This window comes from Caballeronia sp. SL2Y3 (assembly GCF_022879575.1).
Taxonomy (GTDB): Bacteria; Pseudomonadota; Gammaproteobacteria; order Burkholderiales; family Burkholderiaceae; genus Caballeronia.
This window is the reverse complement of sequence record NZ_CP084262.1, coordinates 21,556-35,640: the sequence shown is the minus strand read 5'-3', so window position 1 is coordinate 35,640 and position 14,085 is coordinate 21,556. Positions and strand designations below refer to the sequence as shown.

Below are 14,085 nucleotides of genomic sequence, written 5' to 3'. Positions count from 1 at the left end.
TCCTCGTGGTCAGTGCGAGTGACGAGGCACCGCTGCGCCGCGCTTGCCGACGAGGAAGTCCAGGTCGCAACCTTCGTCTGCCTGAAGGACGTGATCGACGTAGAGGCGCTGATAACCTCCATCGCCATGCACGCGCGGCGGCACGTGACCGCTCATGCGGCTCGCCAGCTCTTCGTCGCTGATGTCGAGATGCAGCGTGCCCGCATCGCAATCGAGTTCGATCCAGTCGCCGTCGCGCACGGCGGCAAGCGGGCCACCGGCCGCCGCTTCCGGCGCGACGTGCAGCACCACCGTGCCGTACGCGGTGCCGCTCATGCGCGCATCGGAAATGCGGACCATGTCCTTCACGCCCTGACGCAAGAGCTTGGGCGGCAGGCCCATGTTGCCCACTTCGGCCATGCCGGGATAACCCTTCGGGCCGCAGTTCTTCATCACGAGCACGCAGTCCTTGTCGACATCGAGCGATTCATCGACGATGCGTTCCTTATAGTGTTCGAGGTTCTCGAACACGACCGCACGTCCGCGGTGCTTGAGCAACTCGGGCGTTGCTGCGGAAGGCTTCAGCACCGCGCCGCGCGGCGCGAGATTGCCGCGCAACACGCGAATGCCGCCGTCCTGAATGAGCGGATTGCTCAGTTCGCGGATCACTTCATCGTTCGTATTGGGCGCGTTCTTCACGTTCTCCCAAAGCGATTTGCCGTTCACCGTCAATGCGTCGGGATGCGGCAACAGGTTCGCTTCGCCCAGACGCCTCAGTACGGCAGGCACGCCGCCCGCGTAATAGAACTCTTCCATCAGGAAGCGGCCCGAGGGCATCAGGTCCACGATGGTCGGCGTGTCGCGACCGATGCGCGTCCAGTCTTCCAGTTCGAGCGGCACGCCGATACGGCCCGCAATCGCCTTCAGGTGAATGACCGCGTTCGTCGAACCGCCGATAGCCGCGTTGGTGCGGATCGCGTTCTCGAATGCTTCGCGCGTCAGGATCTTCGACAACGTGAGGCCTTCGAGCGCCATCTCCACGATGCGAATGCCCGACATATGCGCGAGCACGTAGCGGCGCGCATCGACGGCCGGGATCGCCGCGTTGTGCGGCAGCGAGGTGCCGAGCGCCTCGGCCATGCAAGCCATCGTCGAGGCGGTGCCCATCGTGTTGCAGGTACCCGCCGAACGCGACATGCCGCCTTCCGCCGACAGGAACTGATGCAGGTCGATCTCGCCCGCCTTCAGCGATTCGTGCAGTTGCCACACGGCCGTGCCCGAGCCGATGTCCTTGCCATTGAGCTTGCCGTTCAGCATCGGCCCGCCGGTGACGACGATAGCGGGCACGTCGCAACTCGCCGCGCCCATCAGAAGCGCGGGCGTGGTCTTGTCGCAGCCGGTGAGCAGCACGACCGCATCGATGGGATTGCCGCGAATGGCTTCTTCCACGTCCATCGCCGCGAGGTTGCGCGTGAGCATCGCGGTCGGGCGCAGATTCGATTCGCCATTGGAAAACACGGGGAATTCCACGGGAAAGCCGCCCGCCTCGTACACGCCGCGCTTCACGTGTTCGGCGATCTTGCGGAAATGCGCATTGCACGGCGTGAGCTCGGACCATGTATTGCAGATGCCGATGACCGGCCTGCCGTCGAACTCGTGATCGGGAATCCCTTGATTCTTCATCCAGCTTCGGTACATGAAGCCGTTCTTGTCGGCGGTGCCGAACCATTCTTGGGAGCGCAGCTTGGGCTTCGATGCCGACATGTGTTTCGTCCTGGTTCATAACGCGATTGCCGCGAAGTCTATGAGGGCGCGTGATAATCTACTAATGAATTGTTCGACGCCACCGATACCCGAAACGGCATTCGTAGAAACCCCTAAAAATGTTGCTGAATTCGACCCCTTGGTACATCCGCAGCCGGCTCAAGACGCGGCAGTTGATGCTCGTCGTCGCGCTCGTGGAGGAAGGCAACATTCATCGCGCGGCGGCCGTGCTTCATATGACGCAACCGGCCGCGTCGAAGCTCTTGCGTGAACTGGAGGAAACGCTCGGCGTGACGCTTTTCGAGCGCGAACCGCGCGGCATGCGGGCCACGCTGTACGGCGAAGCCATCGTCCGTCACGCGCGCGCGGTGCTGGGCAGCCTCGATCAGGCGCAGGAAGAACTCGTCGCGTTGAAGACCGGCCGGCTCGGGCATGTGGCGATCGGCGCGATCACGTCGCCGGGCGTGCGGCTCTTGCCGGCCGCTGTCGCTTCGGTCAAGCGGCAGCACGCGGATATCCGCATCTCCGTCGAGATCGACACCAGCAACGTGCTGCTGGAGCGCCTCGCGCAGGACAAGCTGGATATCGTCATCGGAAGGCTTTCAGTCGAACACGACAAGCTGCGGCTTCGTTACGAACCGCTGACGGGCGAACCGGTGCGCGCGCTCGTGCGTGCGGGTCATCCATTGCTGAATGCGCCCGCGTTGACGCTCGCCGACGTGCAGCCGTGCGAATGGCTCGTGCCGCCGGCGGGCAGCGTCTTGCGGCATCGCTTCGAATTGATGTTCCAGCGCGCGAGTCTGCCGCCGCCGTCGAACGTGGTCGAGACCGCAGCGATTCTTTTCATCACGCGCCTCTTGGAACAGAGCGACATGATCGCGGTGCTCGCAGAAGACGTGGCGCTCTACTATGCGCAGCACGGCATGGCCGCGGTGCTCCCCTTGCCGATGGAATGTCAGATGGACGACTTCGGCATCGTCACCCGCGCCGACCGTCTCTTTGCACCCGCCACGAGCGTGATGGTCGATGCCTTGCGCGCCACCGCCGCCGACGTCTACGAGAGCGCATCGCGCTCGCGTTTGGTCTTTCCGTCTGCCAGCGCGGTCACGATGGCATAGGCGGCTCGCACGCGATCCGCGTTCGGTATGTTCTTGTTGCCCAGCATGACGATGCCCACATGCTTCGCCGGCACGAACGCAATGTACGCGCCGAAGCCGTTGGTCGAGCCGGTCTTGTTGATCCAGACGTCGTCGCGCGGCGCTTGCGGCGGATCGATGCGCTCGGCGGCGTGGCCATCGACGATCATCGAGGGGCCGTTGCCATCGAGCAAGGCGGTCAGCGTCGCGGGATACGGATACTGTTCCCAGACGAGGTCTTGCGTCATCGGCCCGGACTGAAAATATGCCGTATGCGTGGCCGTTATCGCGCGCTGCAGCGTGGCATCGATATGAGCGGCTTCGTTCATGTTGGCTTGCAGGAAGCGCGTCATGTCGTAAGCCGTCGATCGCACGCCGTACGCTTCGGACGAAAGCACGCCCGGATTCATGCGCACGGGCTTGCCGTCCTTGGCATAACCTTCGGCATAGTCGGGCATGCGAGCGGGTGGCACCTGCATATAACTATTGCTCATGCCCAGCTTCGCAAAGACGCGTTGCTCGATGAGCGTGTCGAAATCCTGCCCCATGCTTCTGGCCGTGATGAGGCCGAGCGCGCCTATGCCCGGATTCGCATACGTCCGGTATGTGCCCGGCTTGAAGCGCGGTTTCCATGCCTTGAAGTACTGCATGAGTTGCGCGTTGTCGTGAATCTCGTCGGGCACTTGCAAGGGCAAGCCGCCCGGCGTGTGCGTGCCGAGATTCAGCAGCGTCACGTCGTCGCCGAACGCGCTGCCGCGCAACTCGGGCAAGTACTTGCCGACAGGATCGCTCAGCGAGAGATGCCCCGTCCCCTCTGCATACGATGCGAGCGTCGCCGTGAACGTCTTGCTGATCGAGCCGAGTTCGAACAAGGTGTCGCGCGTGACAGGCGTGCGGCTTTGCTTCGACGCTAGGCCGTAATCGAAGACATATGGCTTGACCTCCACGACGACGCCCACCGCCATGCCCGCTATGCCCTCGCGTGTCATCAACGGCATGATGGTCTCATCGACGATGTGCTTGATGTCATCACGGCCGAGGCTTGCCGGCTGACTGAAAACGGATATCGGGCAGGTGGAAAGAAGAGCCGCTGCGAGCAGCGTTGTCAGCTTCATTATTCGAGTCCTTCGCTTAAGTAGCGGGGCGATATTACATCCGCCGTGGCGAGACTATCCGCGCTTTATGCGCCCGCCACAACCGAGGATAATTTGGCGCACCGTCAAGAAAACTATTGGCAGACGCAATGCGTCCTCACCTTTCCTCTCAACGCGCGATTGATGGTGGAAGCCGCGGTGCAAGGCCCGGGCGTGGCGCTCGCGCCGCCCGCGATGTTCACGCGGGAACTTCAAGCTGGCTTGCTCGTGCAGGCGTTCGATATCGAGGTCAAGACAGGCAGCTACAGGCTCGCCTGGCTGAAATCGAAACGACTTTCGCCGGGCATGCAGCTCTTTCACGACTGGATACGCGCTCAGGCAGCGCCGCGTGAGCGATGCGCTAGTCGCGCATGCGCCGCCTGCTTGCGGCAAGATCGTCCACGACCGGCACGGAAGAGAACAACAACAGGAGCGCAGCCAACGGCACGGTCGTCATGAAGCCGAGATGCGCGAAGCCGATCGCACCGGCAAAGCCGCCCGCGACGAACATGGCGAGCAGCGAACTCAGCAGCGCGAGTCGCGCATGATTGGCGCGCACGTAGTTCGCATCGGTCCGGCTCATGCCGCGATTCCAGTACAGGCTCTTGCCTAGCTCGATGCCGATATCGGTCACGAGACCCGTCACATGCGTGGTCCGGATCTCCGCCTTCGATATCTTGGTGATCATCGCGTTCTGAAGACCCATCACGAAGCACAGCAGCGCGACCGTGGCCGGCACGTCCCACACGCGATGCGTCTCCAGGTTCGAACCGAGCATGCCGAAGACGAGCAGCAGGCAGGCTTCGAGCAGGAGCGGCGTCGCGTAGACGCTGTGCGCGGCGCGCTGCCGTCCCCAGTTGATGAGCAGCGCCGAAGTCGCCGCGCCGCACACGAACGCGAGCACGGCGCCGAGCGCCGAGAACACGAGCGCCGCCTGACCGAGCACGACGTTGTCCGCGATCGACGAAACCAGTCCTGACATATGCGAGGTGTACTGTCCCACGGCAAGGAAGCCGCCGGCATTCGCCGCGCCCGCGACGAAGGCGAGCGCGCAACCGAGCCGGCGATTGGCGGAATCGGTGCGTGCGGGAGAAGTCAGACCGCGAAGGTAGCTGATCGGCATGGCGGGCCGTGCTGATTGGTCGAGCCGAGAAGATAGCACGACAATTTCGCCGTTCGTACGCGCCGGCCCGACACGCAGCCAGGCCGTTGCGCACGCATCGAAACATGAATCGATAGCACGCTAACGAATAAAACAATCGCTATAATCCCGGCCCATGACTTCCATTGATCTCCTGCGCCGGTCGGTCAGTAGCACGCTCGTGTTGGCAGCGCGCCGCTGGCGGCGCACGAGCCACGGCGTGCTCGCTTCGTATGGCGTATCGGAGGCATGCGCGGTGCCGCTGCTCACCGCGAACCGGCTCGGCGAAGCGGTGCGGCAGGTCACGCTCGCGGAGCACGTCGGCATCGAAGGGCCGTCGCTCGTCAGATTGCTGGATCAGCTATGCGCGGCGGGCCTCGTGCGGCGCGACGAAGATCCCGAGGACAAGCGCGCCAAGACCATCACGTTGACTGACGAAGGCCGCGCCGTGACCGCGCGCATGGAAGCGCGGCTCGTCTCGCTGCGCGCCCGTCTGCTCGATGACGTGAGCCGCGAAGATCTGGAAACGACGCTGCGCGTGCTCAATGCATTCACAGCGGCGCTCGCAAGCAATAAGACCCCGGCCGACGCGCCATGAAGTTCGCATCCGCACGCGAGTGGCTCTTCTCGGCCAAGACCTTCGCCGCCGCGATGATCGCGCTCTACATCGGCCTCGCGCTGGAACTGCCGCGTCCTTATTGGGCGATGGCCACGGTCTATATCGTCTCCAACCCGTTCGTCGGCGCGACGCGCTCCAAGGCGCTGTATCGCGCGCTCGGCACCGCAATCGGCGCGGCGGGCGCTGTGGTGATCGTGCCGCCCTTCGTGGAATCGCCGTTTCTATTCAGCGTGATTGTCGCGCTGTGGACAGGCACGCTGCTCTTTCTCTCGATGTTCGACCGCACCGCGCGCAGCTACGTCTTCCTGCTCGCGGGCTATACGCTGCCGATGATCGCGCTGCCCGCCGTGACGAATCCGGCGGTCGTCTTCGATCTCGCCATCTCGCGCACCGAAGAGATTCTGCTCGGCATCGTGGTGGCGAGCATCGTGGGCAGCGTCGTTTTTCCGAGCCGTCTTGCGCCCACGCTCGTCGAACGTACCGATGCCTGGTTTCGCGATGCCGCCTTCTACGCGAGCGAAACGCTCTCGGGCCGCCTCGCGGGTGCCGCGATATCCGCGTCGCGTCAGCGGTTAGCTGCGACCGTCAACGGCCTCGAAGTGCTGTTGAGCCAACTCACGTACGACCACGCACGGCCCGATATCGTCCGGCGGGCGCGCGCGTTGCAAGGCCGCATGCAGATATTCCTGCCGCTCATTTCATCGCTGGCCGATCCGCTCATCGAACTGGTCGACAAGCGTGGCACGCATCCGCCAGGACTCGAAGCGTTGCTCGCCGATGTGGCCAAGTGGATGTCGCTCCCCGCGCCGCAGATCCACGACGCCGCCGAGTCCGATCGCGAGCCGAACGCGCTGCGCGAACGCATCGCAGCGATGCGGCCATCGGCGCAGGCGCTCGCGAGCGAAGACGGCGCGTTGCTTTCGAGCGCGCTGTGGCGTCTTTCGCAGGTCATCGACGTATGGCAGGACATTCGCACGCTGCGCGCCGCTATGCTGCATGACGAACACGACTGGCGTCCGCGGTTTAGGCATTGGCGGCTCGGCGGCACGGCGCGTTTTTTCGATCGCGGCATGATGCTGTTTTCGACGGGCGTCGCGGTCAGCGCGATCATCGTCGCGTGTGCGTTGTGGATCGAATCGGGCTGGGCCGACGGCGCGGGCGCGGTCACGCTCGCCGCCGTCGCGTGCTGCTTCTTCGCGGCGCTCGACGAACCCGCGCCGCAAGTGTTCGTCTTCTTTCTCGCGACCTGCATGAGCGTGGTCTTCGCGGGACTCTACGTGTTCGCGGTGCTGCCGCACGTGCATGACTTCCCGATGCTCGTCATCATCTTCGCGGGGCCGTTCCTCGTCGTCGGCACGTTGATTCCGCAGCCGCGTTTCACGCTCATCACCATGCTGGTCGCGGTGAACACGGCCACGTTCATCAGCATTCAGAGCGCGTACGAAGCGGACTTCTTCGTCTTTCTCAATAGCAACCTCGCGGGCGTGGCCGGGCTTCTGTTCGCGTTCGTGTGGACGCGGGTGACGCGGCCTTTCGGCTCCGAACTCGCGGTCGCGCGGCTCACGCGCTCGGCGTGGCGCGATATCGTCGCGTGTTCGTCCACCGCGACGCTCGACGATCAGCGCAATCTCTACTCGCGCATGCTCGACCGCCTGATGCAAGTGCTGCCGCGCCAGGCCTCGACGGATTCGCACCGGCACCCGTCCATCGAGAGCTTCCGCGATTTTCGCGTCGCGCTGAATTCGCTCGATCTGCGGCGCGCGCATCGCAAGCTCGCCTCCGACATTCAGGCGTCGATCGACGAGGTGCTCGCTGGCGTGCGCGATTACTTCGGGCATTGCATCGAGCGGCGCGAACGTCAGCCGGTGCCGTCGACGCTCGTGCGCTCGATCGACCGCGCCGTCGCGCAGGTCGCGGCGCACACCATCGCGGAGGCGGAAAAGCACGGGCAGGCGGCATTGCCGGGGGAACGATTGTTGCGCGACACGCTGCATGCGCTCATCGGCGTGCGCTTGTCGCTGCATCCGCCCGCAACGGATACGCAGCCTGCCGCGCGTGGCGACGCGCCACGGGAAGAACCCGCCTGATGCTCACTCCATTCACATCACCGGACTCGCTCGCATGATCGGCGAAATCGACATTCTCGGCGTCTTCGTGCCGGCCGTTCTCGTGCTGATGTTAATCGCGTATCTGCTGAACCTCGTCATCCGCACCGTGCTCACGCGCGTGGGCTTTTATCGCTTCGTGTGGCATCGCTCCGTTTTCGATCTCGGCATCTATGTACTGGTGCTGGGGCTTGTCGTTATCGTTTCGCATCGGCTCATCACGTGAAAAAAACCTGGTTCTCCGTCGGGCAGATCCTGCTCACGCTCATCGTCGTCGCCATTGCAGCCGTCGTGTTGTGGAAGCTGGTCGATTACTACATGTTCGCGCCGTGGACGCGCGATGGCCACGTGCGTGCCGACGTCATTCAGGTCGCGCCCGACGTGTCCGGCCTCATCACCGATGTGAAGGTCGTGGATAACCAGCAGGTCAAGCGCGGCGACGTGCTGTTCGTCATCGATCGCGCGCGCTATGCGCTCGCGCTGCGCAATGCCGAAGCCGCCGCGCAACAGCGCCGCGCAACGCTCGATCAGGCGCGGCGCGAGGACGCGCGCAATCGCTCGCTCGGCAACCTCGTGGCGCGCGAAGTGGTCGAGGAAACCCACTCGCGCGTGGAGCAGGCCACAGCCGCGCTCGCCGATGCCGAAGTCGCCATCGACACCGCGCGCCTCAACTTGCAACGCACCCAGATCGTGAGTCCGGTGGACGGCTATCTCAACGATCGCGCGCCGCGCATCGGCGAGTTCGTCTCGGCGGGACGCGCGGTGCTGTCCGTCGTCGATATGCATTCTTTCCGCGTCGATGGCTACTTCGAAGAGACGAAGCTGCACGGCATCGATATCGGGCAACCGGTCGATATCAAGGTGATGGGCGAGCCGAACCTGTTGCGCGGACACGTGCAGAGCATCGTCGCGGCCATCGAGGATCGCGACCGTCAACAGAGCTCGAGCCTGCTGCCGAACGTGAACCCCGCGTTCAGCTGGGTTCGGCTCGCGCAGCGCATTCCCGTGCGCGTGACGCTCGATGAAATTCCCGCCGACTTTCGCATGATCGCGGGGCGCACGGCCACCGTCTCGGTGCGCGGCGTCGGTCCCACCATCGGATCGCGCGCGGCGTCCGGCAACATGCCCGCGTCCGCGACGGCGCCCGCATCGCCGGTCGCCGCGCATGTGCCGGCTTCGGGTGCATCGCAATGAAGCGCACTGCACGCATCAGAAGCCCGCGCCTCGGCCTGACGCTGCTCGCGTCGATGCTCGTGCTCGGCGGCTGCATGACGGTCGGCCCGGACTACAAGCTGCCCGAAGGCGCGGCGGTCAATGCGCCGTATGCGAACGCGCCCATCGACGGCGCGGATCAGGCGCCCGTCACGCAAGGCGCGGCGCCTTCGAAATGGTGGCGTCTCTACGACGATCCCGCGCTCGACGAGCTCGTGAGCGAAGCGTTGATCTCGAACGCGGACATTCGCGTGGCTGCCGCGAACCTCGCGCGTTCGCGTGCCGAAGTGGAGTTCGCGAACCGGCAAGGCGGCTTTTCGAGCCGCAGTTCCGTCGCGTTTCAGCGGGCGCAGGAATCGGCGGAACAGTACTTGTTGACCGAGAAGCTGCCGGTCGTGAACGAAGGCGCGCTTGAACTGAGCGTGTCGTATGAATTCGATCTCTTCGGCAAGCTCAGGCGCGGCGTGGAAGCCGCCCGCGCCGACGACGAAGCGGTGGAAGCCGCGGTCGATCTCGCGCGCATCACGGTAGTGGCGGACGTCGTGCGCGCGTATGTCGAATCGTGTTCGGCGGCGGAAGAACTGCGCATCGCGCAAAAGTCGTTAGCACTCCAGAGGGAACGCGTGCGGCTCACGCAGCGCCTGCGCGAAGCGGGCCGCAGCAATCAGTCCGAAGTCACGCGCGGTCAGACGCAATCCGAGACGCTCGCGGCCGACATTCCGCGCTTTGTCGCGCGCCGCCGCGTGGCGCAGTATCGGCTGGCGATGCTGCTTGCGCGCGCGCCGTCCGCGTTGCCGCCCGCCGCGCTCGCGTGCGACAAGCTGCCGAAGCTGCGCGAGCCGATTCCTGTCGGCGACGGCGCGTCGCTCCTGAAGCGCCGTCCCGATGTGCGGCAAGCCGAGCGGCAACTGGCGGCATCGACCGCGCGCATCGGCGTGGCGACTGCGGCGCTGTATCCATCGGTGAGCTTCGGCGCGTCGGTCGGCTCCGTGGGCGTCGCCGAAGACCTGCTCGGCGCGACGACGAATCGCTGGGCGTTCGGGCCGCTCATCAACTGGAGCTTTCCGATCAACGGGCAACGCGCCCGCGTGGTGCAGGCCGAAGCGGCATCCGGCGGCGCGCTCGCGCACTTCGACGGCGTGGTGCTCAATGCGCTGCGCGAAACGCAAAGCAGTCTCGCGACGTATGCCTCGGATGCAACGCGTGCCGATAATCTGCGCACCGCGTACCGGTCGGCGGTGGAATCGGCGGATGAGACGCATCGGCTATATACGGCCGGGCGCGAGTCGTTCGTCGCGGATCTGGATGCCACGCGCACGCTGACGAGCGTCGCCGCGCAGGTGGCGGCGGCCGAAAGCCAGGTCGCGCAGGATCAGGTGAACCTGTTCCTTGCGCTTGGCGGCGGCTGGGAACGCGACGAAGACGTGGCGAGCGCGCAGGGCAAGTAGTCGCGGTCGCCCGAGCTTATCCGGCGAGACCGTCCGCTGGGTGCTTCGGCAAGCGCGCTGCATCCGCAGCTTTCATGGGCCGATGCTTTCGCCATTGCAAACGGATACCTGTTGGCGCGGTTCGCGCTCGGCCGCTTCGCTCGCGGACGGACCGACGCTCAACACACCGGCCAGGCCCGCACCCAAAGATTCAAGAACATGCCGCCGCATGCGTGCCAGGTACGCGGCAAACGCCTGTCAAGCTGGCGTGCTCGTCGCAGGCCAGCTTCGATGCCTGGCTTACTGCGACATTGCACCGGACGCGGGATGCTCCTTGCTCATCGCGTCGTGCTTCTTCATCTTGTCCTTGCTCATCGAGTCTTTCTTCATGCTGTCGTGCGACATGGCGTCCTTGCTCATCGAATCGTGAGACATCGCATCGTTGGACATCGCGCCGCTCGCCTGCGCATGAGCCACCGATGCACCGATAGCCAATGCCGCCGCGAACACTGCCGTCATCACTCGTTTCATTTCACTTCTCCTTGTTGGACCTGCGGACCTGCGTTGAAAACCTGCTCCGGCCGGGCCGGATTCGAAAGCACGGCGGTCATGAACCGCCGAACCAGTTGTAGCCCTGGTCGACCCAATAGCCGCCGGGATACGCGTTAGTGACGAAGATTTCGACGATATGCTTCGGGTTCTTGTAACCGAGCTTCGTCGGCATGCGCAGCTTCATCGGATAGCCGTATTTCGCGGGCAAACGCTCGCCGTCATACTCGAACGTGAGCAGCGTCTGCGGATGCAGCGCCGTGGGCATGTCGATGCTTTCGTAATAGTCGTCGGCGCAGCGGAAGCCGACGTACTTCGCAGTCGTGTCCGCGCCGACGCGCCGCAGAAATTCGCGGAACGGCGTGCCGCCCCAGCGCCCTATCGCGCTCCAGCCTTCCACGCAGATGTGCCGCGTGATCTGCTCGGCGTGGGGCAACGCGTAAAGCTCCGGCAGCGTCCAGACGCGCTGGCCCGTCACGAGACCGCTCACCTTTAGCCGGTAGTCCGCGCCATTCACATGAGGCACGTTGTCGATGCCGTAGTACGCATTGAACGGGAACGGCCGCGTGAGCTGCGCCTCGCTGTATGTGGGCGCGAGGCGCGTCGGGTCGAACAGCAACGCCTGCACGCGATCGTTCAGGCGCGAAACGGCGCCGAGAAACGTGTTGACGGAGTCTTCGTCGGTGATCGAGCAACCGGTCAACAACGACAGCCCGCCGAGCGTGAGCATGCGCTTGCCGAAGAGGCGTCGCGACGGCATGGCGAGTTCGCGCGTGGCATCGGCGAGCACGGATGCGCGGTCGAGCGTGACGATCTTTTTACCTTGGGTCTTCATGGCGTGGGCTCCCTTCGTTCAACGACCGCGCAGCATGCTAAGCAGCGAACGCGGCACGAGCGCGACCATCACGACATGCACCACCACGAACGCCGCCATGACCGCCATCGCGCAAAAGTGAACGACGCGCGCGTTGTCGTAGCCGCCCATCAGTTCACGCAGCAACGGAAACTGCACGGACTTCCAGATGGCAAGACCGGACAGCACGAGCACGATGAGATCGAGCACGACCACGAGGTACGCGAGCTTCTGCACCGCGTTGTACTCGCGCGGATTCTCGTGCGAGAGCTTGCCGCGCATCGCCGCGACGAGGTCATGCACGACCGCGCGGGGCGATAACGGAAAGAACTTCGAGAAGAAGCGTCCGCTCGCTACGTTTAGCGCGAGATACGCGAGTCCGTTGAAGACGAGCAGCCACATCGCGGCGAAGTGCCACTGGAGCGCGCCGCCGAGCCAGCCGCCGAGCGTGATGGAAGGCGGAATGACGATGCGCGCGAAGACCGGCGATGCGTCGTAGATGCGCCAGCCAGAGAACATCATGATGAGCGCGGCCACGGCGTTGAGCCAATGCGTGATGCGCAGCCATAGCGGATGAACCGGATGCTTGCGTTGCAGGCTCTCGGGCGGGGCGTCGAGTGTCGTGTCCATGATCGTTGCCGATAAGGGTGATGTACTCGTGAATTCGCTCGCCGGGTCGGCCCGGTTACAGGGCGCATCGAGAAAATTTCTCGACGGCGTTTGCCGCTGCGCTGTAACCGCGCGCGCATCGCAAGCGAACTAACGTATGCAAGCAACGACCCGCCCCCAACGACGCATACGATGAAAACGATTGGCGCAAAGACAGCCGGCATTGCCGCTAGCCGTGGCTTCGGCTATTCTGAAACGCTCGATCTAAAACATGATCGGGCTTACGCCGCGCTTGCTGTCTGCATCCCGCCGCGTTCGCTCGCTTCGTCCTTTCGTCGCCTTGCCTTCACGGGACTCGCCTTGCATGACGCGGAACATCGCCTGAAGACGCTCCTTTGCTCCGGCCTCGAAGGCGACCAGAACGCCTATCGCGGTTTCCTGCAGACGCTCACGCGGCATCTGCGCGGCTATTTGCGCAAGCGCATTCCGCAGCATCGCGATGACGTGGAAGACCTCGTGCAGGAAATCTTGCTGGCGGTGCACAATGCGCGGCACACCTATCGCATGGAAGAACCGCTTACTGCATGGATTCATGCCATCGCGCGCTACAAGCTGATGGACTTCTTTCGCGCGCGTTCGCGTCACGAGTCGCTCAACGATCCCCTCGACGATCACGACGATCTCTTTGCCGTCACCGACGACGAGCCGACTCAAGCGCGTCACGACCTCGGCAAGCTCCTCGCACAGTTGCCGGACAAGCAGCGGCTGCCGATCGTCCACGTCAAGCTGGAAGGGTTGTCGGTCGCGCAGACTGCGCAACTCACGGGGCTCTCGGAATCCGCCGTGAAAGTGGGCGTGCATCGCGGACTCAAGGCGCTTGCCGCGCGCATTCGTGGCTTCAGGAGCGAGGAATCCGATGCGAACCGATGATCTGATCGATCTGCTCGCAGCCGGCGATGTGCGCGTCGATCGCGCGGCCGTCGCCCGCCGTTTCGCGCAGGCGCTGCCGCTCGGTTTCATCGGCTCGGTGCTGTTGATGCTCGTGGTGTACGGACTGCGCCGCGATCTGGCGAGCGTCGCGCAGACGGCCCTGTTCTGGGCCAAGCTCGCGTTTCCGCTATGCGTCGCGGTCGGCTCGCTGATTGCCGTGATACGGCTGGGTCGCCCCGGCGTGCGCGGCGGTGTCGCGTGGCCGGTCATCGTGCTGCCGTTCATCGCAGTGTGGCTGGCGGGCGCGCTCGTGCTCGGTCAGGCGACGCCCGCCGGACGCTTGCCGCTCGTGCTCGGGCAGTCGTGGCGCACGTGTCCGTTCAATATCGTGCTGCTCTCGGTGCCGACGTTTCCCGCCGCGCTGCTGGCCGCAAGAAGTCTCGCGCCCACTGATTTGCGCATGGCGGGCGCGGTGGCCGGCCTCCTGTCGAGCGCGCTCGCGACCATCGCCTATTGCCTGCATTGCCCGGAGATGAGCCCCGCGTTCTGGAGCGTGTGGTATGCGATCGGCATGCTGTTGCCGGCCTGCATCGGCGCATGGCTCGGGCCGCGCGTGCTGCGCTGGTAG

At 64.5% G+C, this 14,085-nt stretch carries 15 protein-coding genes; 9 read left to right on the top strand and 6 right to left on the bottom strand.

The window, feature by feature from the left end; all coding sequences use genetic code 11:
- Positions 1-9 precede the first annotated feature (9 nt).
- The gene (locus LDZ26_RS19170; protein WP_244850842.1) at positions 10-1,743 is read right to left on the bottom strand and encodes an IlvD/Edd family dehydratase; all 1,734 of its coding nucleotides are present in this window, start codon (positions 1,741-1,743) and stop codon (positions 10-12) included.
- 119 nt (positions 1,744-1,862) lie between these two features.
- On the opposite strand from LDZ26_RS19170, the gene LDZ26_RS19165 reads away from it, so the two are divergent.
- Complete coding sequence (locus tag LDZ26_RS19165) at positions 1,863-2,861, top strand: LysR substrate-binding domain-containing protein (RefSeq protein WP_244850841.1); 999 nt, start codon at positions 1,863-1,865, stop codon at positions 2,859-2,861.
- Here LDZ26_RS19165 and ampC read toward each other — a convergent pair.
- Entirely contained in the window at positions 2,798-3,994 is a 1,197-nt protein-coding gene (gene ampC / locus LDZ26_RS19160) for a class C beta-lactamase (protein ID WP_244850840.1), read from the bottom strand. The genes LDZ26_RS19165 and ampC overlap by 64 nt on opposite strands.
- Positions 3,995-4,156: 162 nt before the next feature.
- On the opposite strand from ampC, the gene LDZ26_RS25690 reads away from it, so the two are divergent.
- The gene (locus LDZ26_RS25690) at positions 4,157-4,471 is read left to right on the top strand and encodes a LysR substrate-binding domain-containing protein (protein ID WP_370650753.1); all 315 of its coding nucleotides are present in this window, start codon (positions 4,157-4,159) and stop codon (positions 4,469-4,471) included.
- On the opposite strand, the gene LDZ26_RS19150 is transcribed toward LDZ26_RS25690, so the two are convergent.
- Entirely contained in the window at positions 4,374-5,135 is a 762-nt protein-coding gene (locus LDZ26_RS19150) for a YoaK family protein (protein ID WP_244850839.1), read from the bottom strand. The two genes, LDZ26_RS25690 and LDZ26_RS19150, sit on opposite strands and share 98 nt — an antisense overlap.
- Before the next feature lie 154 nt (positions 5,136-5,289).
- Between LDZ26_RS19150 and LDZ26_RS19145 the strand changes: the two genes are divergently transcribed.
- Genes LDZ26_RS19145 through LDZ26_RS19125 form a run of 5 tightly spaced genes read left to right on the top strand, consistent with a single transcriptional unit; the run spans position 5,290 to position 10,537 of the window.
- Complete coding sequence (locus LDZ26_RS19145; RefSeq protein WP_244850838.1) at positions 5,290-5,751, top strand: MarR family winged helix-turn-helix transcriptional regulator; 462 nt, start codon at positions 5,290-5,292, stop codon at positions 5,749-5,751.
- Positions 5,748-7,859, top strand: a complete 2,112-nt coding sequence (locus tag LDZ26_RS19140) for an FUSC family protein (RefSeq protein ID WP_244850837.1) — start codon at positions 5,748-5,750, stop codon at positions 7,857-7,859. The genes LDZ26_RS19145 and LDZ26_RS19140 overlap by 4 nt, the downstream gene beginning before the upstream one ends.
- 34 nt (positions 7,860-7,893) lie before the next feature.
- Positions 7,894-8,103 (top strand): DUF1656 domain-containing protein, encoded by a 210-nt coding sequence (locus LDZ26_RS19135; RefSeq protein WP_244850836.1) that lies wholly within the window; start codon positions 7,894-7,896, stop codon positions 8,101-8,103.
- The gene (locus LDZ26_RS19130; protein ID WP_244850835.1) at positions 8,100-9,071 is read left to right on the top strand and encodes an HlyD family secretion protein; all 972 of its coding nucleotides are present in this window, start codon (positions 8,100-8,102) and stop codon (positions 9,069-9,071) included. Before LDZ26_RS19135 ends, LDZ26_RS19130 begins: the two co-directional genes overlap by 4 nt.
- The gene (locus LDZ26_RS19125; protein ID WP_244850834.1) at positions 9,068-10,537 is read left to right on the top strand and encodes an efflux transporter outer membrane subunit; all 1,470 of its coding nucleotides are present in this window, start codon (positions 9,068-9,070) and stop codon (positions 10,535-10,537) included. Before LDZ26_RS19130 ends, LDZ26_RS19125 begins: the two co-directional genes overlap by 4 nt.
- A 279-nt stretch (positions 10,538-10,816) precedes the next feature.
- Here LDZ26_RS19125 and LDZ26_RS19120 read toward each other — a convergent pair whose 3' ends face one another.
- The 3 genes from LDZ26_RS19120 to LDZ26_RS19110 form a co-directional block, all read right to left on the bottom strand.
- A complete protein-coding gene (locus LDZ26_RS19120; protein ID WP_244850833.1) occupies positions 10,817-11,047 on the bottom strand; it encodes a pentapeptide MXKDX repeat protein in 231 nt (76 codons plus the stop codon).
- A gap of 76 nt (positions 11,048-11,123) precedes the next feature.
- Positions 11,124-11,900: a molybdopterin-dependent oxidoreductase gene (locus tag LDZ26_RS19115; protein ID WP_244850832.1), complete on the bottom strand. Its 777-nt coding sequence runs from the start codon at positions 11,898-11,900 to the stop codon at positions 11,124-11,126.
- 18 nt (positions 11,901-11,918) lie between these two features.
- Complete coding sequence (locus LDZ26_RS19110; protein WP_244850831.1) at positions 11,919-12,548, bottom strand: cytochrome b/b6 domain-containing protein; 630 nt, start codon at positions 12,546-12,548, stop codon at positions 11,919-11,921.
- Between the two features lie 339 nt (positions 12,549-12,887).
- Between LDZ26_RS19110 and LDZ26_RS19105 the strand changes: the two genes are divergently transcribed.
- Both LDZ26_RS19105 and LDZ26_RS19100 read left to right on the top strand, forming a co-directional pair.
- On the top strand, positions 12,888-13,457 hold the full coding sequence (locus LDZ26_RS19105; RefSeq protein ID WP_244851091.1) for a sigma-70 family RNA polymerase sigma factor: 570 nt from the start codon (positions 12,888-12,890) through the stop codon (positions 13,455-13,457).
- Positions 13,444-14,085, top strand: coding sequence for a DUF1109 domain-containing protein (locus tag LDZ26_RS19100; RefSeq protein ID WP_244850830.1), 642 nt, complete (start codon positions 13,444-13,446; stop codon positions 14,083-14,085). The genes LDZ26_RS19105 and LDZ26_RS19100 overlap by 14 nt, the downstream gene beginning before the upstream one ends.